A 20,383-nucleotide genomic window follows, 5' to 3' on the forward strand; every position below is an offset into this window, starting at 1 on the left:
AAAAATGTGTCATATCCAAAATCGTCCTTTCTTCTTTATTAAGCGGCAATTCGCTTTAGCTTCTCGATGGTGATCCGATCCACGAATTTGCTGAATTTTTCTTTCCCTTTTGCTTGTTCCTTATAGATATCAATAATCTTCGTTACAGCGGAAACAAGTCCTTCCCTTGTTAATCCGGAGATAAGCAACTGGCCTAAAGCTGCCTTAAGACCCTTAGCCTCTCCTCCGACGTAAATATCGAACGTGTCCCGCATTTTGACGACGCCGATATCTTTCAGCAGCGGCTCACTAGTGCCCAGCGCACAGCCTGCATATCCAATCTTCAGCGGTGTGGGCGTCTCTATGCCGGCAATGGCTTGATTCAGAACCCTCGCCGTTTCCAACCCAGCTTCCTCTACGCCTTTGCAGAAGTTGCAAGCGATCAGGCTTTTGGTGGCAAATCCGGCCGGATACACTTCCAGTCTGGAACGCTCGAGCTCTTCCTTAATGGCATCTTGTTGATCGAGAAGCACTTCAATGTACAGCTGCTTGAATGATGTCATTTCAATTTTGGCATCAGCACCAGCGACAGCACCGATCTTGGCCAACTGCTCCGGCGTAAATAAGCTCCCCCCGGCTTGAATGGCAGGCGATACCGCTAATTTTGTTTTCTCTCCCATGATCATTCTCCTCTCCCTGTGATCCATGCCTACCTTGAGCTTACGTGTTCCAATAAGGATTAGCTGGTTAAGTGTCGCATTTTAATACGCTGCAGCCTCAAGGCATTGAGGACAACGGATACCGAGCTTAATGCCATCGCTGCGCCCGCGACCCAAGGGGCCAACAATCCGATTGCGGCAATAGGAATCCCGAGCGCGTTGTAACCGAGCGCCCAGAATAAATTTTGCTTGATGTTGCTCATAGTTTTGCGACTCATAAAGATCGCGTCAGGAATGCTCGATAGATCTCCGCGCATGAGGGTCACATCCGCCGCTTCCATGGCCACGTCCGTACCCGTGCCGACCGCCATGCCGATATCAGCCGTCGCAAGGGCAGGCGCATCGTTGATGCCGTCCCCAACCATGGCGACTTTCTTACCGGCCGCTTGTAACTTTCTCACTTCGTCTGCTTTTCCTTCCGGAAGAACTTCCGCTAACACGTGATCGATACCGACTTCGGCCGCGATCGCCTTCGCTGTACGTTCGTTGTCGCCGGTTATCATGATAACTTGAATTCCCATTTCCTTCAAACGGCTGACAGCATCCTTCGAGGTGTATTTAATCGTATCCGCCACCGCTACAATGCCGGCATAACGGTTATCGATTGCAGCTAGCATCGCCGTCTTCCCTGTCTTTTCCAGATGAGACATCGTTCCATAGGCTTGCCGTGCATCTACTTCGAATTTCTCCATCAATCGGCGGGTGCCGATCAGTAATTCCTTACTTTCTACTATGGCTTTGATACCATAGCCCGGGATCGCTTCGAATGCTTCCGTTCCCGGCAATGAGATATTTCGTTCCTGGATACCCGCTACGATGGCTTCCGCCAGTGGGTGCTCGGAATTTTTCTCTGCCGCTCCAACGAGTCTCAGGAAGTCCGTTTCGTTTTCGTCCGTCAGAATATCCGTCAGCTCAGGTTTCCCTTTTGTGACTGTACCCGTTTTATCCAGAATAATCGCGTCGATCTTATGGGCTTGTTCCAGATGCTCGCCGCCTTTGAACAAGATGCCGAGCTCGGCCGCACGTCCCGATCCCGCCATAATGGAGGTCGGTGTAGCCAGACCCAAAGCGCACGGGCATGCGATAACTAGAATCGCGATGGCCTTTTCGAGCGCCTCCGCGAAATCACCCGGCGTTACGAAGAAGTACCAGACCAAGAAAGCGGCAACAGCGATTCCGACTACGATCGGGACGAAAATTCCCGAGATGACATCCGCTACCCGTTGAATCGGCGCTTTGGAGCCTTGCGCTTCTTCTACGACTTTAATGATCTGCGCAAGCGCCGTTTCTTTGCCGACTTTCGTCGCTTTGATGCGGAGCATGCCGTTCTTGTTGATCGTCGCGCCTATGACCGCATCGCCGGCTTTCTTCTCCACGGGAATGCTTTCGCCGGTTAGCATTGATTCGTCTACCGAAGAAATGCCTTCCAGCACTTCTCCATCGACCGGTACTTTATCTCCCGGGCGGACAAGCACGTTGTCTCCTTTGATAACTTCATCGACCGGAATGGTCAACTCCTGGCCATCGCGGACAACCAGCGCGGTCTTCGCTTGCAGTCCCATCAATGACTTTATCGCTTCCGACGTCCGGCCTTTCGCGAGGATTTCGAACAATTTCCCCATAACGACAAGCGTAATCAGTACAGCGCTCGTCTCATAGTACAAAGATGGGCTGTGATGTGCGGCAGCCCCCGCCCGGAACCATTCGATCGAGAGATATAGACTGTAGAAATACGCGGCTGATGTCCCCAGCGATACGAGCACGTCCATGTTCGCGCTTCTGTTTCTCAATGCTTTATAAGCCCCTCTGTAAAACTGCCCTCCGACATAAAATTGAACCGGTGTGGCAAGGATGAACTGCAGCCATGGATTCATGAGAATCTCCGGCGCATAGATCCACGAAGTGAACGAGAAGTGCCCGACCATACTCCACAATAGCGGCAATGAGAGAATAACCGAGAGGAGAAGAAGCCGCTTGTGATGCCGAACTACCTTCTCGCGATGATCGCCCTTTCCTTCATTCTCCTGTTTCGTAATTGCATTATAGCCAAGCTTTCGTACCTTATCCTGCATGTCGCCGACCGAAATCTCTACCGGGTTATATTCTACGCTTGCCGTTTCCATCGCAAAGTTGACTGTGGCATTCGTAACGCCTGGCAATTTGCCAAGTCCCTTCTCGATCCGAGTCGCACAGGCGGCGCACGTCATGCCCGTTAGCTCCAAGATCGTTAGATTGCTTACCTTCTTGTCAACTGTTCCGATCATCTAAAACCCGCTCCTTGTCCCTAACGTGTTGTTCAAACGACGTCGTATCCTTGCTCCTCAATTGCTTCTTGACAGCCTCAAGCGTGACTTGGTTAGGGTCATAGGATACATCCACTTATCTTGTTCATCGTTTCAAGTCGTTTCAAGTATCCCATCTGCGATCTCCTCTTCATTCCGAAGGGGATTGATTATCTTGTAAGTATTACATGGCAGCCGTGTTGCTAACTTCCCCCTGGTTGGGTGAACGGATAAACAAGAAGGCTAACACCGCACCTGCTAAAGCTACGATACCGGACCACAAGAACGCTCGTTGAAATCCTTCATTCAGCGCAGCGGCAGGATCAACACCTGTTTGGGAAGCGGTAGTTGCCCCCGCAATCGCAACCATAATGGCCAGACTGATGGCCGAGCCGATCTGGTAGCTCGTATTGGCAAGACCTGATGCAAGACCTGCTTCTTCAGGTTTGGCACCTGACATGGCGGACATGGTAGCCGGAATATAAGCAAGCGACATCCCGAGGGCACCGAGCAAGGAAGCCGGAAGAACGTTAACGATAAAGCTTCCGTCCACAGGCGTATTTCCTGCGAACAGCAGCATCGAACCTCCAAGCGCGATCAACCCAATGACCAAGTTGGCCTTCAATCCGAACTTCCCGATTAATTTTCCGGTAATTAAAACCATGAAGATGGCTATTAGAATCGTCATCGGCAACAAACCGACTCCGCCTGCAAAGGCAGAAAACTTCAACACTTGCTGCATATAGAGATTTAGGAAATACCATAGCGGAATCCATCCGCCGGATAGCATAATAAGAGCGATATTACCAGCTGCCAGATTCGGCGCCTTCAAAATCTTCAACGGAACAAGCGGCTCCTGTTTAACGGCTTGGATGATCAGGAACAGGATAAACAACGCTGCACCCGAGATTAGCGTCCACACCGTGGTTGCTGCCCCCCACCCGTTGTGCTCTGCAGTTACAATTCCATATACCACCAAAACCAATGCCGCGGTTACGAAGAGGGAACCTACCACGTCGATGCTGCCCTTCCTCCTCATTCCCTTGGCCAATAACCCAGGCGATAAGAGTATAGCGACAATTCCGACCGGAACATTAATGAGAAAAGTCCACTGCCAACTGAGCCACTCGGTAATAACACCGCCCAGAAACACGCCTGCCGATCCGCCTGCAGCTGCCGATGCTCCCCAGAAGCCCAATGCTTTTCCTAATTCTTTAGGATTACCGCTGAAAAGCATCATAACAATCGTTAACGCGGAAGGCGCGATTAATGCGGAACCGAGTCCTTGCAAAGCGCGACCGACATTTAGCGATTCCTCATTCCAAGCCAGCCCTGCCAGTAAAGAAGCTAATGTAAGAATGGAAAATCCCCACATGAATATTCGCCGCTGACCAAATAAATCGGACAATCGTCCCCCTAATAACAACAAACCGCCAAAGAAAATGACATACGCGTTAAAAACCCACTGTAAACTTGATTGCGTATAGCCGAGTGCCTCTTTGATTGCCGGCAAAGCAACTCCGATAATGGAAGTGTCCATAATGACAATGAAATTAGCTAAGCATAATAACGCAAGAGCCAGCCAACGCTTCGGGTCTTCCTGTGGAAATGACGGGGCTTGATCCCCTTGATTCTTCATGTCTGTTTTCTCCTTTGAAAATCAAAAAATTATTTTGGCTGGGGCAGGGGAGGGATGTAGTGATGTGAAGGCACTTCTCCGAATTGTGGGAAGTGCCTTCCTCTGCATGGAACTAATCCTCAGACACTTCCGCTTTTCGTCGGAAGCGGATTAGCAGGAGAGTAATCGGGCAATCGCCAAGTTAGGGGCATTCCATTCAATGTGAGCCACGCTTGTTCGACATGGAATCGAAGTATTCTTTCCGCTCCCGCAAATCTGTTCCTGCTGGATGTTCCCCAGTCTATTTCTACGGTGCCGCTTATCTGCAGTAAATCTCCCGTTTCGAAATCTAGAAACAACAACCCTCCCTGAGGGTGACTGAGGAAATTGCCAAGGGTGTTAAACATCGAATTGCCTTTATAGTCGGGAAATACGATCGTATGATCATCCTCCGCCTGAACAAATCCGGGCATTCCTCCACGATGGGAGACATCCGCCCCGAAGTCGGGATGATGGCTGGCGATAAAAAACGTGTCCGCATGATGAATCCATCTTAAGACGTCTTCCGTCAACGAGCTTAAAGCGAATCCTCGTCTGTCCCCGGATGGCTCATTGGACTTGATGATCTCTCGTGCTTGGATATATTTCGGGCAGTTGGAATAGACCTGATGAACCTCCAATACAAAGCCATCCGTCTCTTTCTTACGAACGATCCCATTTGTTCTCATTCTCCGCCTTGTTGAGAAATCGATTCCGATTGTACCTAAATGGTTGCCCTCCGTTATGCATTCGTACATAGGGTCATTGGATATTGGAAATGCATGGATTTGCAAGGTCCGAGCGTCCATTACTTGCACAAAACCAGGATTGTCAAATATTGCGGTGGCCCATACGCTGCCATTCTCTTGAGCGGCACCCATGATGAAGTAAGGCTGCGCTTCCAAAAATGATTGTGCCACGAGTGGAATTGAAGAATAAATATCGGATTTGCGATCCGCGATATGTCTCACACCCGCTCGTTCTTGAATCCGTATCTCGTCGGGATGATATTTCATCAGAAAAATCCGCACGCTTGGCCGTTCGTCGTAGAACAGGAATGGGAGCTAATTCCCTTTAACGTATAAATCTCCAAGCGTATACCGTCAGGATCTTCGAAGTAGATCCCGCCAGAATCTGCACCCTCGGTGTGAGTGACCATTCCGTCATAAATGAAAGCCACGCCATGGGACTTTAATTTGTGTTCGAAGTCTTTAACGATTTCTACAGAATCGACTTCAAAGGCAAAGTGGTGTATTCCGGGCAATTGCGGGGAGAATGCGCCTTCGCTTTGTTGCCAAAGCGTGACTAGGTTCTTGTTGTCATCGCCAAGCAATGCAAACTTCTTCTCGGGATCATCAGAACGAGATCTTATCGTAAATCCCAACACCTCTGTGTAAAACCGAACCGACCGATCCAATTCCGAAACATTAAACCCGATGTGACCTAAATTCATACGATCTCTCCTAACCATCAAAATGTAGTTACAGGCATTATAATATACATTGTATATTAACTTGTAAACACAAATTTAGGGAGTTATAATTATTGTGTCAAGTGTTTCGCGAATAGTGGAGGTGCTGTATGAAAACTTCAAATTTTATCTTTATCGGGAACCACTTCGTTACGGATTTTGTGAATACAAGAAAAAACGTGAAGGGTGCTCGGACCGAGCTTCTTCACGATTATGGCGATTTGATGGACTGGTTGGAGCAATCCGGCAAAAGCAAGTTTGTATCGGGAAATCCAGACTCTCTTCCTTCATCGAGACGGGGGGAACTGTTCCAAAATATAATGTCGTTTAGAGATGACTTGGAACAAGCTTTTGTTGATATGATCAGGGAGAAATCCGTTCCGACTTTTATTACAGAACTGATCAATAAAAGTCTGAAATCGAACGGGGGATACCTACAAATAGAGCAAAGTGAAGCATCCGTTGCATTAGCAAGGTATTACACCACTTCTCAGTTGTTTGTATTGTTTCTTGAAGAGGCAGCACTATTCTTTGCCTCGATCAAACCCGATAACTTGAAAAAGTGTGAAAACGAGGCTTGTATTCTTTATTTTTATGACACGAGTCGTAATCAACAGAGGCGTTGGTGCAGCATGGAGAAGTGCGGAAACCGAGTAAAGGTGAACCAGCATTACCATCGGAAGAAAAATAGGATCCAATAGAATTATGAGTTCCCCACATGAATTTTAGTTGTTCAGCGTTCTTCCTGAAGTGCGCGATAGACTTTGGAAAGCCCCCGCTTGATGATCGAACGTTCCTCTTCGTCAAGGACGCTGAGGAAATAGTTCGATATCCCGTTCGCATAGGTAGGCCATGTGGCGAGAAACGCCTTTTTGCCTTCCCGCGTCAATACTGCGAAGGCTCCCCGCCGATCTTCTTCCGTTCTTTCTCTCTTTACAAATCCTTCACGTTCCAATCGTTCGACGACCCGTGTCAGACCGCTGCGGGTTAAAACCACTTGATTAGCCAGATCGGTCATCCGGAGCTTCTTACTCGGGGACTGATACAAGGCCACCAATACATCGTAAGTGGTCAGCGGTATTTTACGTTGCTCGGATAAATCCTTTTCAATTCGTTCAATAACCGATGCATGCGAATTCATGAACGCGCGCCATACGGACAACTGCTCTTCTTCTAGTTGATTCATTAGGGAGTGCCTCCTGAAGCTTCGCTTTTCCTTATCATACTTGATTTATTGTTGACTGCGCAATTAATCCGTGATAATTTAATTGCGCAGGAAATATTTGCTTAAACAAGTATATGATAAGGAGGGGAGATTTCTTGAATGGTTTACTATTTGGACTCTTGTCGGCTTTTTCATTTGGGACTGCTGATTTTTTTGCGGGGAAAGCAAGCAAGAAAACAGGGATATTTTCAACACTCTTTTACATGCAGCTCGTCGGTTTCATCTTCCTGACGGCAGCCGTGACTTGGTTTGGACAGTGGCATAACTTGAACTCTTTCGCAGATGTAGCCGCAGCCAGCTTGTGGATGGCACTTGATCTGATCGGCATTCTTTTTCTTTATCATGGTTTGGTGTCCGGGAAGTCTTCCGTCGTCGCTCCTATCGCGTCCAGCTTCTCGGTCTTCACCATTATTCTGGCTTTTGCTTTTGGAGAGCGGTTCAGCACAGTGAAACTGGCAGCGATCATACTGACGTTACTTGGTATATTTCTTACAACATTAGTCGTAAACGGCAGGAAAAAAAGCGGATCTGGCCAGAAACTGGAGAGTGGAGCGGTTTGGGCGATTGTTGCTGCTTTGTTCCTCGGTACGGCGTTCTTTGGACTACGTTATCCGCATGAAGCGTTAGGCGGTCTCGTAACGGTTTGGATCGGTCGTCTGCAAGCCACGATTCTGCTTCCAATTGTGTATGCATGCTTCAAGAAGCGATTGGTAGTTCCGGATAAGAATAGTGCATACTTGATCGTCATCGTTGGCATTCTTGATGCATTGGCTCTTGTTTGCTATAACCTTGGACTGGGCTTAGAAGATACCTCGATTGTGATTACAGCTACATCCTTGTTTGCCGTCGTGACTCTGCTTTGGGGTGTGTTTGTAGGTGGTGAAAAACCTTTATGGAATCAATGGGTAGGCATTAGTTGTACGTTTGTAGGGATTTCCTTAATATCCCTAATCTAAATAAACCACGAGGTGATCCGATTGAAATCGATCTTGTATATTACCGCGAATCCGAAGAATGAGGAAAATTCCAATAGTCTAACTGTGGGCCGCTGTTTAGTGAACGCCTATCTTTCTTTGCATCCCGGTGCACCGGTTACCGAAATTGATGTATTCCGGCTGCACATTCCGCTAGTGGATGAACACTTTTTGTCTGCGCGACAAAAAGTCTCCTCCGGTGCTGAGCCGGAAGAGCTGTTACCTGCAGAGAAGAACATCACCGAACAAATTCATCGATTAACCGCGCAATTCATTGACGCAGATGTGTACATTTTCGCATTCCCGTTATGGAACCTTGGCGTTCCGCCGCTCTTGAAGGCGTACGTGGACACCATCAAAGTTGCAAGGAAAACGTTTCGTTATACACCCGATGGCCCGGAAGGGCTTCTAAAAAATAAAGTGGCCGTACTTATACAATCAAGCGGAGATGTGTACTCATCCGGGCCGTTAAAAGAATTCGAACATGGAAGCAGATATTTATATTCCGTATTATCGTTCATCGGAGTTGAACGGATCGAAACCATCTATATGGAGGGGATGGATAGGGATACAAACAAGGACGCAGCACGGGGAAAAAAGGACCGAGCGCTCAATAAAGCTATTGAGATCGCTCGGACGCTTCTATAAGGAATTAAATGTAGTCAGGTTCGAACCGATTTTAATGCGCCAGACCAGCTTACTACCTGATTCAACCGCGATTTTCTCGCCGACTGCTTCATCGACGCACGGAAACAAGTCAATAAATGAAAAGAAAGTCATCCGATTGCGATTGCGTTCGCATTGTTCCTGCTATTAATCTTAATAAAAGGAGCGATATCTTGAAGACACCTTCGATTTGGCCTAATCTATTCGTTTATCAGAAGATCGTGATCGTTTTTTGCGTACTGATCGTCCCCAGCTATGCTCTTAGCCTATGGTTGAATACGACGGGCATGAATTTTATCCGCAAGCAGTACTCCGATTCCATCGTATCCAATGCAGCTTTCTATGCCGATCAGCTCGATAGGCAGATTTTATTTATCCGCAACCAACAGTTGCAATTCATGAACGATTCCGACGTGCAAAGCTTGAACTTTCTTGCAGGCACGCTGAACAGTTATGAATTGCTTCAGTACGTGAAGAAAATAACGGAACGGCTAGTGGCGATTCAGACCTCCGACGATTTCGTGGTCAGTGCCGGCGTCTATATCCAATCGCTGGGCAGAGTCATTTCCGCTAGGGGAGGTATGACGGATTATTCGCGTAGCGAATGGAGGACCATATCCGATTTCTTTTCGAGCACGGGTAATACTTCCATGATCGACGTACAAGGAAGATTGTTTTTCGTAGAATCTTCCAACAATGGCAGCATCGTCTCTTACGTGGAGCTGTCTTCGGCCAAATTCAGCGAATCGCTGGCCAATCTCGTAAAGCCGGGCAATGGCACGGGAGCCGTACTTTCTTTCGATAGGGAAACTCCGGGGATATCCCCGCAGGTGAATATCGAGCTGTTCAAGGATTTGTTTCGGACAGGCGATTGGGAAAAAACGAAGCAGCAGCCGGGAGTGCGCAGCGATGTTCGAATCTCTGGCAATAAGCGGTACGAAGTCACGTCGGAACGAATCGATTCGATCGGGTGGTATTTGTTCACTTACATCGATCAGAATAAGGCAACCGGACCGCTCAGGCTGTTTCTCAAATGGCTGACCGCGTTGTCCGTCATTTCCATCGCCGTTATATTCCTCTTTGCCTTCTCTATCCATGCGATCATACATCGTCCCCTTCGCAAGCTGATACGTACTTTCGAGTCCTTGAAGAGCGATAATATGACGTTCTCCGACAGGTCTGCTAAAGACAACGAATTTCTCTATTTATTTCGCGGCTTCGACCAGATGATCGAGAGATTAAACGACTCCATCCAGCAAAACTACGAACAGAGGCTGGCTTTGCGTCAGTCCGAGCTTAAGCAGCTTCAATCGCAGATCAATCCCCATTTTCTGTACAACGGATTTTATAATATTTACCGGCTTAGCAAGACCGGCGACAACGAAAGCGTCGCATTGTTATCCCAGAAGCTGTCCAGCTACTATCAATTTATTACGCGCAGTGGCTCGGCGGAAGTTCCGCTAAGCGCCGAATACCGGCACGCGATGGATTATTGCGATATTCAGCGCATCCGCTTCTCTAACCGCATCCGCATCGATGCCGCCGTACTACCGGAAGCCAGCAGCTCGATTCTGGTGCCTCGACTGATTATCCAACCCGTCATCGAAAATGCGTTCGAGCATTCTTTCGAATCGGAAACGGGCGAAGGTTATATTCGAATTCTCGTTAGTTACGAAGATGACAGATTAATCATTTCCGTGGAGGATGACGGGCGAACGTTAACGGATGAATCCCTGGCTAATCTCAAGGTGAGGCTTGCGGATGTAAGGAATGCCTCGGAAACGACGGGACTCGTTAACGTGACCAGAAGAATCGTTCTGAAGTACGGGGACGGCAGCGGGCTGAACGTATCGAGAAGCGAGCTGGGAGGCTTGAAGGCGGAGATAGTCATTATGCCGAACGAGGCAAGGGGGATATTGGATGCATAGGCTGCTGATCGTAGACGACGAACCCGCCATACTCGACGGGCTTGTACGGTTGTTCGAACAATTAACGGAGCCGAAGCTGGATGTGTGCAAAGCATATTCGTCCGCGGAAGCGATCGGGATCGCGAGGAAAACGAAAATCGACATCGTACTGAGCGACATTCGTATGCCCGGTAAAACCGGGCTTCAGATGATCGACGATATCGTGTTCTATTGGCCGGATTGCCGGATTATTTTCCTCACCGGATATAGCGAATTCGATTACGTATACCATGCTTTTCAGAAGAACGTAGAAAATTTTATCTTGAAAACAGAGGATGACTCCGTTGTTATCGCTACCGTGCAAGCGGCAGCCGCGAAGCTGGATTCCGAGCTGCATATGCGAATGCTGGCGGAGCAGGCCGAGAAGCGGACTCGGGAAATGGACGAGTTGCTCAAAATGGAAACGATCCGCGCTCTGCTTTCTGGAGAGCGGATCTCCCATTCGATTCACGATTGGTTCCCGGCTGTGCAAGATGGGGAAACCGTTGACCGATCAGTTTTGCTTATTGTCGGACAGGTGATCAACTATTCCCCCGAGTCGGGCTACGGGGCTAAATTAGATGTCTTATCCGTCATTCGAGGGTTATTCGACGGCTTGTTCCCCCCATGGCTGCGCGCGGAATCGACCGTATACGACGCCTCCACGCTTGTGTGGCTGGTGCGTTATTATCCGGGTAACGCCAGATTCGGCACGGTGGACGGGATAGTGGATTGGCAAGGCGTCGCCGTTTATATGAGAGGCGTATTGGAAGCGGTTCAGAACGGCTGCCGCGAACAGATGGGGCTCCACGTCTCGATCGCGGTTTCGGGGCCGGCTGTTGAAGAGGCGGACATCGCCGAGCTGTTCCGTGAAGCCAGGCATGTCATTAGTCCTTCGGTCGCTCACGAGCCTTCGCTAGTCGTGATCGGAACAAACTGGGAAGGCGCGGAATGGCTTGGAGGAAAGCACTCTGCCCACGATTCCCAGCCCTTCAGGCATCAGCTTAAACAGTTGGAGCAAACGCTTGCCGAAGCCGACGAAGAGCAAGCCGTGAGCCTCTGCCGGGAGCTATTAGCCCATCTGCAACAACAAATGCAAACGAACCCTTGGACGGGAACGGAGCTCTATTGCGAGTTCGCGCTGACCTATTTCGCGAGACTCGGAGATTTGGAAGGCGAAGACGCAAGGCGGGTTCCGCTTCGGGTTCAACTATTGACGCTGTTGCAAGTTCCTAAGGATTGGAACAAAGCCGAAGAGGAGTGGGTTCGGCTGTCCGAGAATATATGCGCCTTGCAGCATTCGCGAGAATATGACCGCGAGCAGAAGATATTGGCGCGGATTCATCGGTTTCTGGATGACAACATCGGGCGGCATCTATCGCTGGCTCAAATCGCCGAGGCAGTCTATTTTAATCCGTCCTATCTTTCCCGATACTACAAGCGAGTCACTGGCCGCAATTTGTTCGACTACATTAATCTCTTGAAAACGGATACAGCATGCGCCATGCTGCGTGATAACCAATTGAAAATTCAAGATATCGCGGCGAAGCTCGGATTCGAATCTGCGTCTTATTTTACGACTTTTTTTCGCAAAATGGTCGGAAAAGGCCCACAAGAATACCGTGAGGAGTTCCATAACAACAAGTAAACGGAGTTGAAGAATGTCAATCGTTTGCGATTGTCCGCTTCCATGTGAACCCATTATCATGAAGATGTAAGGCTCGAGACTTACGCAGATAGCGACTTGAAATCATCCAAGGGAGTGGTCACGCAATGCAAAGAAAATTAGCGTCTCGCCTGATCTCCGTATTGATTATCACCGCGGTTATGTTGGCGGCATGCAGCAATTCGAAAGATTCCTCGTCTCCATCCGCATCTGATGCTGGAGGTTCACCTTCGGCTCCTGCAACATCGGATGCGTCAGCTTCACCGACCGCTGCGGAAGAAGCGAAAGATCCGCTTGGCAAATACCCGGAGCCGGTAACAGTCACGATGGTGCTAGGAGCGAGGACGCCGGAATCCAAAGAAGTCCCGGCTGGACTCACGCCTGATCAGAACGGGTACTTGAAGAAGCTGAAAGAAATGACCAATATCGAAGTCAAATACGACTGGACCGTTCCTTACGAGCAGTTCACCCAGAAATTCAAGCTGTCGATCGCTTCGGGAGACCTCCCGGACGTGATGTACGTCGATCAAATCACGTTCGAGCAATTTAAAGCGCAAGGCGTTCTCGGCGATCTGACTCAAGCATACGAGGATTATGCTTCGCCGACGATCAAGAAGTGGATGGCATTCGACGACGGCGCTTCGATAAACATGATGAAATCGGACGACGGAAAGCTGCTTGGTTTGCCGAGCTACTCCGATGCCAATCAATCGTTGCAAACCGTATGGATTCGTGCCGACTGGTTAAAGAACGTCGGTCTGGAAGCGCCTCAAACTTTCGAAGATTTGGAGAAAATTGCAGATGCCTTCACACATAAGGATCCGGATCAGGATGGCAAAGCGGACACTTATGGATTGGCACTTATGAAAACGCTCAACTTCTGGGGGTTCGATGCAAGAGGGTTCTTCAACATGATGGGTGCTTATCCTTACAATTTCATTAAAGGCACGGACGGAGGCCTCGTGGCCGGTGAGATGCTCCCGGAAACGAAGAACGCGTTGGCGAAGCTGGCGGAGTGGTACAAGAACGGCCTGCTGGATAAGGAGTGGGCGTTCAAGGACGAGAACAAGGTCGTCGAAGATATGGTGGCAGGCAAAGTCGGGATGTCGTTTGGCGAATGGTGGTATCCGAACTGGCCGCTAAATCTGGTCAAAGACAGCGAGCCGAAAGCCGAATGGATTAACGTGCCATTGCCGTCTTACAACGGCAATCCGGGAAAATCCCTCGTTCCGCGCGCTCGGATTGGCAAAATTCTGGTCGTCAACAAAGACTTCGCCCATCCTGAAGCGGCCATCAAGATGGCGAACTTCTATCCGGAGATGACGAAGAAGGAATACCTTGATATCGCGACTCCGGCACAAGGTTTCGTATATGAATGGTATGAGCCGCGCATCAGTAACCCGACCGAAATGGAAACGAATTATGTTCAAGTAAATGAAGCTTTGAAGGCGAACGACGATAACTATCCGTTCGAGAACGGTTCGGGTGCGATGTTGTACGAGACCGCCAAGAAATATGCAGGTGGAGACGCGGCAAGCTGGGGCCTGACCTTTAGCCGTGCTTCGGAAGACGGAGGCTGGGGCGTCACGCGTAAGGTTCGCGATGCGGGTACGTTCGTGCGCAGCGGGTACGCGGGTCCTCCGACGCCGACCCAGGTTGAGAAAGGGGCTTCCTTGCTTAAGCTGACGGACGAAACCTTTACCAAGATCATAATGGGCTCCGCATCGGTCGATGCGTTCGATAAATTCGCGGAGGACTGGAAGAAGCTTGGCGGCAATGACATTTTGAAAGAAGTAAACGATTGGTATGCCAAAAATCCGATGGAATAACATTGCGCTTTAGAACATCGGGAAGAGCGAGAAGAGACGGGAGAGCGTGTGTAGGCGTGACTCTCCCTTTCTTATCACCAATGATGCTTATTAACGCCTGCAAGGAGGTTGCGAATCATGAACAACGTATCCAAGAGAATGGTCCGTATCAAGGACGAACTGCCTTATCATCTGCTGCTTCTCCCTGGTGTCATCTTCATTCTGATCTACCATTACGGCCCGCTTGTCGGACTTGCGATGGCTTTTCAGAAATATCAACCGATCGCCGGTTTTTTCCGCTCCCCGTGGGTGGGGCTGAAAAACTTCGAATATGTGTTTAATTTGCCGGACTTTAGTCAAGTGTTCTGGAACACGCTGGAGATCGCCGTGCTTAAAGTCGTATTCGGCTTGGCGGTTCCCTTGTTGCTAGCGCTGCTGCTCAATGAATCGACTAGAGCCTGGTTCGTGCGCTCCGTTCAGACGAGCGTATTTCTACCCTTCTTCTTGTCTTGGACGATTCTTGGCGGCGTTCTGTTCGAGCTGTTCTCGCTCAAGGGGCCGATTAACGGGTTATTCTCCTTGTTCGGAATAGACCCCATATTGTTCATGGGGGATGCCGGATGGTTCCGCACGATCCTCGTCGGCTCCGACGTATGGAAGGGCATGGGCTATAACATGATTATTTTCCTAGCGGCTATTGCGGGCATTAATCAGAATTTGTACGAAGCGGCTCAAGTGGACGGAGCGGGCAAATGGAAGCAGGTCATCCATATTACTTTACCCGGAATGGCACCGATCATCATTCTTGTGAGCACGCTCAGCATTGGTGGAATTCTGAATGCGGGGTTCGAACAAGTGCTAATCCTTTACAACCCGACTGTGTATAGCAGCGCTGACGTTATCGACACCTTCGTCTACCGTCTCGGCTTATTCGACCAGCAATATTCTCCTGCGGCAGCGATCGGGCTGTTCAAATCCGTGATCTCCTTATTTCTAGTCAGTCTATCCTACTATCTTGCCTATCGATTCAGCCGATATCGCATATTCTAATACACCCGGGGGAGGGAAAATACGTGCCGTTTCGGAGGATGGCGTTCAGCCGCCAATTGTTCGTCGTAACCAACTCGATCGTGCTCGCAAGCTTATTCGTGCTCGGGTTGTTGCCTTTTATACATCTCTTATCCGTTTCTCTAAGCTCCAATCTCGCGGCCGTCTCGAACGAGGTCAAATTATGGCCTGTCGGGTTTACCGTTGAAGCTTACAAGTTTCTCGGTCAGAAACCGGAATTTCTGAACTCGCTGGCGGTTAGTCTGGAGCGGGTCGTTCTTGGTACCACATTGAATATGATTCTTGTCGTGATGGCTGCTTATCCCTTGTCCAAGGAAGTAGAGAGGTTCCGTCTGCGGACGCTCTACGTTTGGTTTTTCGCTGTGACGATGTTTCTGGGCGGAGGTCTCATTCCGACTTACATCGTCGTGAAAGAAACTGGAATTATGGATACGATCTGGGCGTTGATCCTGCCGGGCGCTCTTAGCGTATGGCATATGGTTATGCTGCTGAACTTCTTTCGGTCGGTGCCTAAGGATCTGGAGGAAGCCGCTATCGTTGACGGTGCGGGTAAAATCAAAATTCTAGTGAAAATCTATGTGCCGATTTCGTTGCCGGCAATCGCTACCATTCTATTGTTCACGTTGGTTGGTCATTGGAACTCCTGGTTCGACGGCATTCTGTATATGAATTCTCCGAGCCACTATCCGCTTCAAAGCTATCTTTATACGCTCGTGACGAAAATCAATATCGAAGCGATCTCGACGGAGGATATCGGAACGTTAAACCGTTTAAGCGAGAAGACGCTTCGATCGGCGCAAATTTTCCTCGGCGCGCTGCCGATTATGCTCGTATATCCGTTCCTTCAACGTTATTTCATTAAAGGCATTACCGTCGGGAGCGTGAAAGAGTGAATCCTACACAATCTTTTCCTCGATTATTCGTGACGGATTTGGACGGCACGGTGCTTGGAGGCGGGTTCCGCCCCTATTCCAGAATCCCCGACGTGGTCTGTAAATTCCTCGACCGCTTGGACGGATATGGTTGCAAGTGGATGACGAACACGGCATGGGAAGCGAAACCGCAGATCGATCTGATTGCCGTAAGCGCGATGATGAGTTGTCCGCTATACGTCTCGGGCAGCGTCGGTTTGGAATTATGCCAATTGCGCGGAGAGAAGTTGACGGAAGTTCAGCCTTATTCTGCGAAGCTTCGAGAGCAGTTAATGGAAGTTCAATGCTCCGTCCTGCATTCGTTCGTCCAGGAAATTTGCGGCCGATTCGAATCCGAATTCATTCTATATAACGGATTTTGGTTCGCTTTGACGCCGGTCGAAGGCCGGCTCGAAGAGATGTACGCTTATTTGCAAGAACGGCAGCCGCAGTTGCCCGAGATCAGCATCCAGCTTCTGGCTCATGAGAGACGGTTCTATTCACACCCGGCGTTTCTGACGAAAGATTTGCCGATCAGAGAAGCGATGAGACTTCATGGTTGGACGCCCGATCAGATCGTCGTTGCCGGTGATGAATTGCCCGATCTGCACATGATGGACCCTGAAGTTGCGAAACATGCGATCTGCCCGGGCAACGCTCATCCAGACGTGAAGCGGCGAGTCATCGAGATGGGGGGTGTTGTCGGACAATCTGAATATGGACTAGGAGTCGTTCAGGCATTCGAAGAGCTAGCCGTGAAGAATGGCTGGTCGTAGACATAATCTCATCCAATAGGAGGCAATGTCATGACAAGTAATCGGAGCAGGTTACGGACATTCTTGGGATATCGCTATGGGTTGTTGGTATTCGCATTGCTGCTTCTCTTATCGTCGATGCCTGCAGGGGGCATCGGGGTTGCCGAAGCCACGGTCATTCCGCAAGTGCGGATAACGGAGATGGTTCCGCAGCCGAACAAGTCAGCGTCAGACCCGGCGGATTCTTATGAATATATTGAGCTTCACAATGCCGGTTCGAGCAGCATCGACTTGGCGGATTATCGCTTCAAGGTGTCGACGTCGGTTACGACTAGCGTATACTGGGATATTACGACTTCCAAAACGATTCCGGCCGGCGGTGTCATGGTCGTATGGATATACAACAGCGCTTCTGCTGGATTGACGCTTACTGACTTTAACACGCATTACGGTGTCAGTCTTACGACCGCGAACAGCATGATTCTTAACGTGACCGGTATGCTGCTCAACACGGGAAGTCAGAAGGTCGTACTCGCTCTGGATACCGGAGAGGAAGTATCTGTTGCGAAGTACAACGATGTCATACTGAATAACACGAACAAATGGGTGGATACCGCGATTGCCGATGCCGGCATTGTCTATGAATATCCGGAATACGAATTTCCGGGAAATATTGCGATGCGTAAGGTCGCTTCGAACCAGAAGGCTACGCCGGGAGTCCTTCCGTCATATCGGAACTGGTGGATTACGGAAGTAATGCCCAACTCCTCAGCCGACGGCGGCAGTCCGAACGATGCTTATGAGTATATCGAGCTCTATAATCATTCTTCCTCCGCGATCGATCTGGCAGGGTACAAATTCCAATGGTATTACAATACGGCAAGCCCATCAGATTTCGTCCCCTGGGATATGTCCACAAACCGCGTCATACCGGCGAAGAGCCGCGTCGTCGTTTGGCTGCAACGCACGGAGAGCGCGGGCAAGACCATTGCCGATTTCAAAAATCACTATGACTCGTACGTCGATGACTCCGTCGTCTATCCGCTCTATACCGGCCCCGAAGGACTCGCGAATACGGGCAAGAAGAAGTTGGCACTCTTAACGGATGCAGGAACGGAAGTCAGCAGCATCATCTACAACGACGGAACGGCGAACGACATGACCGCGACGGTCGATACGACCGAAGACAAGAGTATCGTCTTTAACTATCCCGTCGATAACACCACTAAGATGCGTAAAGTCGCGACGGGTCAATACGCGACGCCGGGAGAGACGTACAACTGGTTTTACGGCGACGTTCATGCTCATACGGCAGTCGCAGAGGCGCTAGGAACGCCTGCAGATGCTTATAAAAAGGCTAGAGAACGGGGAGCAGACTTCTTCTTCCTCTCGGATCATGCGGAAGGGTTCGATAATCGAACCAACTATCCGCTGAGCGAAGAGTGGAAGATGATCCGCACGCAGGCGGATGAACACAACGTTCCTTCCACCTACTCTGCATTCTCGGGCTTCGAGATCGCTTACAACCACAACACGGGTTATTACGGCCATCTGAATGTTTTTAATACCGAGTGGTTCTACGAACGATACAACAAGAGCTACCCGGATTTGTTCGGCGAACTGAGGGCCACCCCCGAGGCGATCGCCCAATTCAACCATCCGGAGGATCATTTCGGAGACTTTAACGATTTCGTCAATCCGGACGGCGATCCTTCCACGTACGATTTGATTCCGTTGATCGAAGTGCGTACGGACCATCAGTTCGAATATTTTAAGCGGGGCTTGGACAAGGGCTGGCATTTCGCCCCCACGTTCGGCGGGGACAATCACTCGAAGAATTGGCTGGGCACTCAGAGCCGCACGGTCGTCTTGGCGGAACAGAATACGCGGGAGAGCATGCTCGACGCCATGCGTAGCCGAAGGGTGTATTCCAGCTACGGCGATGCCGATCTGCGGGTGCGTTTCAAAATCAACGGCGCGGAAATGGGCTCGAAGCTCGTGTCGCCCGGCATGCTCAATATTGATGTCACCGCGACGAATCCGACTTCCGACAACATCTCGAACATCACGGTCTATTCCAATAGTGGAAGAATCGTCGCAACTCAAAGCTACGTTAGCCGCAAAGCGCGGTTAACGGCCTCGCTTCCTCCTCAATACGGTTACTATTTTGCGCGAGTGGAGCAGGCCGACGGGGATTGGGCTGTGACGGCACCCATTTGGATCGCCGACCCCATGCCTTTGGAAATCAGTATGGGAACGCGGCAAGTATCGGGAACAGCGCCGGTTCAGGTGGAAGCGACAATCCATAATAGCGGAACGGTTCCGCTTTCGAATGTAAAAGTGGAATTCTTCAAGAACAATTGGGATGCGGGGAATAAGATCGATGAAACGACTTTGCCGTCGATAGCGGCTTCGGGATCTGCTATGGCGGTCACCGCGGAAATACCGGCTTCAGCGGGGCTGCCGATACTGGTTCAGGCAACGGCTACGGTCGGCGGCGTATCCCGAACGATTTCCAGCTCCGTTATCGTTCCGGAATTGCTGATTACGGAAATGTCGGGCAACTCCCCCGGAGGCTCCGGAGCAGATGTCGACGAATTCGATTTTATCGAAGTCTATAACAACACGAAGAGCGCGATCGATCTCGGGGACTACGCAATACGCTACGATTACACCGATGAAAATAAAAAACTTGAAATCGAGAAAAGCTTCGCTATACCGGCTCAATCCGCGAAGGTGTTTTGGCTTCGCTTAACTGGCAGCACGAAAACGCTGGCGGATTTTAATTCGGCTTACGGAACGTCTTTGACTGCTTCGGATGTCTATATCCTGGATGCCCATCCCGATCAGAGCAAGGCATTAAACGGCAATGCGACCTGGGTGAAGCTTGTTCGGGACTCGGGCGATGCGGTCGTAAGCATGGCTATCTATAATGAAGGCTCCAGTACCGTGCACGGACCTATGGCTAACGGCGAACACGTGATTTCGTATTTGGATACGGCGGTAGACGGATCGAGCGTAGTATATGGCAACCCGCTAGATGGGACTTACAGAATGAGCAAGTTATCGGCCAACCAGCCCCCTACCCCGGGGACCGTCTTGAGCTCTCAATTGCCGCCTAACTGATGGGGTTGTTACTGCAGCCTTGATGCAATACAGAAGACTCCCCTAGGGGAGTCTTCTGTATTGTGAGATGTGAAGTCATTCACTCGTCGGGAAACGGGAATACAATCTGCTTGGGTGGATAAATCTGGAA

Annotated in this window: 16 protein-coding genes; 10 read left to right on the top strand and 6 right to left on the bottom strand. The window is 49.9% G+C overall.

Annotated features, from left to right (window positions below; translation table 11 throughout):
- Positions 1-38: 38 nt before the first annotated feature.
- The 5 genes from IEY46_RS02510 to IEY46_RS02530 all read right to left on the bottom strand — a co-directional run bounded on the left by IEY46_RS02510 (position 39) and on the right by IEY46_RS02530 (position 6,090).
- Positions 39-659, bottom strand: a complete 621-nt coding sequence (locus IEY46_RS02510) for an NAD(P)/FAD-dependent oxidoreductase (RefSeq protein WP_188988812.1) — start codon at positions 657-659, stop codon at positions 39-41.
- Between the two features lie 59 nt (positions 660-718).
- Positions 719-2,962, bottom strand: coding sequence for a heavy metal translocating P-type ATPase (locus IEY46_RS02515; RefSeq protein ID WP_188988814.1), 2,244 nt, complete (start codon positions 2,960-2,962; stop codon positions 719-721).
- A gap of 202 nt (positions 2,963-3,164) precedes the next feature.
- Entirely contained in the window at positions 3,165-4,619 is a 1,455-nt protein-coding gene (locus IEY46_RS02520; RefSeq protein WP_188988816.1) for an MFS transporter, read from the bottom strand.
- Between the two features lie 119 nt (positions 4,620-4,738).
- The gene (locus tag IEY46_RS02525; protein WP_188988818.1) at positions 4,739-5,653 is read right to left on the bottom strand and encodes a pyridoxamine 5'-phosphate oxidase family protein; all 915 of its coding nucleotides are present in this window, start codon (positions 5,651-5,653) and stop codon (positions 4,739-4,741) included.
- On the bottom strand, positions 5,653-6,090 hold the full coding sequence (locus IEY46_RS02530; RefSeq protein ID WP_188988820.1) for a VOC family protein: 438 nt from the start codon (positions 6,088-6,090) through the stop codon (positions 5,653-5,655). The genes IEY46_RS02525 and IEY46_RS02530 overlap by 1 nt, the downstream gene beginning before the upstream one ends.
- A 128-nt stretch (positions 6,091-6,218) precedes the next feature.
- Between IEY46_RS02530 and IEY46_RS02535 the strand changes: the two genes are divergently transcribed.
- A complete protein-coding gene (locus IEY46_RS02535) occupies positions 6,219-6,809 on the top strand; it encodes a CGNR zinc finger domain-containing protein (protein WP_188988822.1) in 591 nt (196 codons plus the stop codon).
- 32 nt (positions 6,810-6,841) lie between these two features.
- On the opposite strand, the gene IEY46_RS02540 is transcribed toward IEY46_RS02535, so the two are convergent.
- On the bottom strand, positions 6,842-7,294 hold the full coding sequence (locus tag IEY46_RS02540; RefSeq protein ID WP_188988824.1) for a MarR family winged helix-turn-helix transcriptional regulator: 453 nt from the start codon (positions 7,292-7,294) through the stop codon (positions 6,842-6,844).
- A gap of 134 nt (positions 7,295-7,428) precedes the next feature.
- On the opposite strand from IEY46_RS02540, the gene IEY46_RS02545 reads away from it, so the two are divergent.
- The 9 genes from IEY46_RS02545 to IEY46_RS02585 all read left to right on the top strand — a co-directional run bounded on the left by IEY46_RS02545 (position 7,429) and on the right by IEY46_RS02585 (position 20,253).
- Positions 7,429-8,289 carry a DMT family transporter gene (locus tag IEY46_RS02545; protein ID WP_188988825.1) on the top strand — a complete coding sequence of 287 codons (861 nt, stop codon included), beginning with the start codon at positions 7,429-7,431 and terminating at the stop codon, positions 8,287-8,289.
- 21 nt (positions 8,290-8,310) lie between these two features.
- Complete coding sequence (locus IEY46_RS02550; protein ID WP_188988827.1) at positions 8,311-8,955, top strand: FMN-dependent NADH-azoreductase; 645 nt, start codon at positions 8,311-8,313, stop codon at positions 8,953-8,955.
- Positions 8,956-9,146: 191 nt separating this feature from the next.
- Positions 9,147-10,901 (top strand): sensor histidine kinase, encoded by a 1,755-nt coding sequence (locus IEY46_RS02555; RefSeq protein WP_188988829.1) that lies wholly within the window; start codon positions 9,147-9,149, stop codon positions 10,899-10,901.
- A complete protein-coding gene (locus IEY46_RS02560) occupies positions 10,894-12,567 on the top strand; it encodes a response regulator transcription factor (protein ID WP_188988831.1) in 1,674 nt (557 codons plus the stop codon). The genes IEY46_RS02555 and IEY46_RS02560 overlap by 8 nt, the downstream gene beginning before the upstream one ends.
- Before the next feature lie 125 nt (positions 12,568-12,692).
- Positions 12,693-14,414, top strand: a complete 1,722-nt coding sequence (locus tag IEY46_RS02565) for an extracellular solute-binding protein (protein WP_188988833.1) — start codon at positions 12,693-12,695, stop codon at positions 14,412-14,414.
- A gap of 138 nt (positions 14,415-14,552) precedes the next feature.
- Entirely contained in the window at positions 14,553-15,443 is an 891-nt protein-coding gene (locus IEY46_RS02570; RefSeq protein WP_188991623.1) for an ABC transporter permease, read from the top strand.
- 38 nt (positions 15,444-15,481) lie between these two features.
- Positions 15,482-16,354 (top strand): carbohydrate ABC transporter permease, encoded by an 873-nt coding sequence (locus IEY46_RS02575; RefSeq protein ID WP_188991625.1) that lies wholly within the window; start codon positions 15,482-15,484, stop codon positions 16,352-16,354.
- Complete coding sequence (locus IEY46_RS02580; protein ID WP_188988835.1) at positions 16,351-17,148, top strand: hypothetical protein; 798 nt, start codon at positions 16,351-16,353, stop codon at positions 17,146-17,148. The genes IEY46_RS02575 and IEY46_RS02580 overlap by 4 nt, the downstream gene beginning before the upstream one ends.
- Positions 17,149-17,178: 30 nt before the next feature.
- A complete protein-coding gene (locus IEY46_RS02585; RefSeq protein WP_188988836.1) occupies positions 17,179-20,253 on the top strand; it encodes a lamin tail domain-containing protein in 3,075 nt (1,024 codons plus the stop codon).
- The last annotated feature ends 130 nt before the right edge of the window (positions 20,254-20,383 follow it).

The organism is Paenibacillus nasutitermitis, from assembly GCF_014641075.1.
GTDB classification, from domain to species: Bacteria; Bacillota; Bacilli; order Paenibacillales; family Paenibacillaceae; genus Paenibacillus_Z; species Paenibacillus_Z nasutitermitis.

Excerpts from the sequence above, each read along its gene's own strand:
- IEY46_RS02510 (WP_188988812.1), bottom strand. The coding sequence starts at position 659 with ATGGGAGAGAAAACAAAATTAGCGGTATCGCCTGCCATTCAAGCCGGG.
- IEY46_RS02515 (WP_188988814.1), bottom strand. The coding sequence starts at position 2,962 with ATGATCGGAACAGTTGACAAGAAGGTAAGCAATCTAACGATCTTGGAG.
- IEY46_RS02520 (WP_188988816.1), bottom strand. The coding sequence starts at position 4,619 with ATGAAGAATCAAGGGGATCAAGCCCCGTCATTTCCACAGGAAGACCCG.
- IEY46_RS02525 (WP_188988818.1), bottom strand. The coding sequence starts at position 5,653 with ATGAAATATCATCCCGACGAGATACGGATTCAAGAACGAGCGGGTGTG.
- IEY46_RS02530 (WP_188988820.1), bottom strand. The coding sequence starts at position 6,090 with ATGAATTTAGGTCACATCGGGTTTAATGTTTCGGAATTGGATCGGTCG.
- IEY46_RS02535 (WP_188988822.1), top strand. The coding sequence starts at position 6,219 with ATGAAAACTTCAAATTTTATCTTTATCGGGAACCACTTCGTTACGGAT.
- IEY46_RS02540 (WP_188988824.1), bottom strand. The coding sequence starts at position 7,294 with ATGAATCAACTAGAAGAAGAGCAGTTGTCCGTATGGCGCGCGTTCATG.
- IEY46_RS02560 (WP_188988831.1), top strand. The coding sequence starts at position 10,894 with ATGCATAGGCTGCTGATCGTAGACGACGAACCCGCCATACTCGACGGG.
- IEY46_RS02565 (WP_188988833.1), top strand. The coding sequence starts at position 12,693 with ATGCAAAGAAAATTAGCGTCTCGCCTGATCTCCGTATTGATTATCACC.
- IEY46_RS02570 (WP_188991623.1), top strand. The coding sequence starts at position 14,553 with ATGGTCCGTATCAAGGACGAACTGCCTTATCATCTGCTGCTTCTCCCT.
- IEY46_RS02575 (WP_188991625.1), top strand. The coding sequence starts at position 15,482 with ATGGCGTTCAGCCGCCAATTGTTCGTCGTAACCAACTCGATCGTGCTC.
- IEY46_RS02585 (WP_188988836.1), top strand. The coding sequence starts at position 17,179 with ATGACAAGTAATCGGAGCAGGTTACGGACATTCTTGGGATATCGCTAT.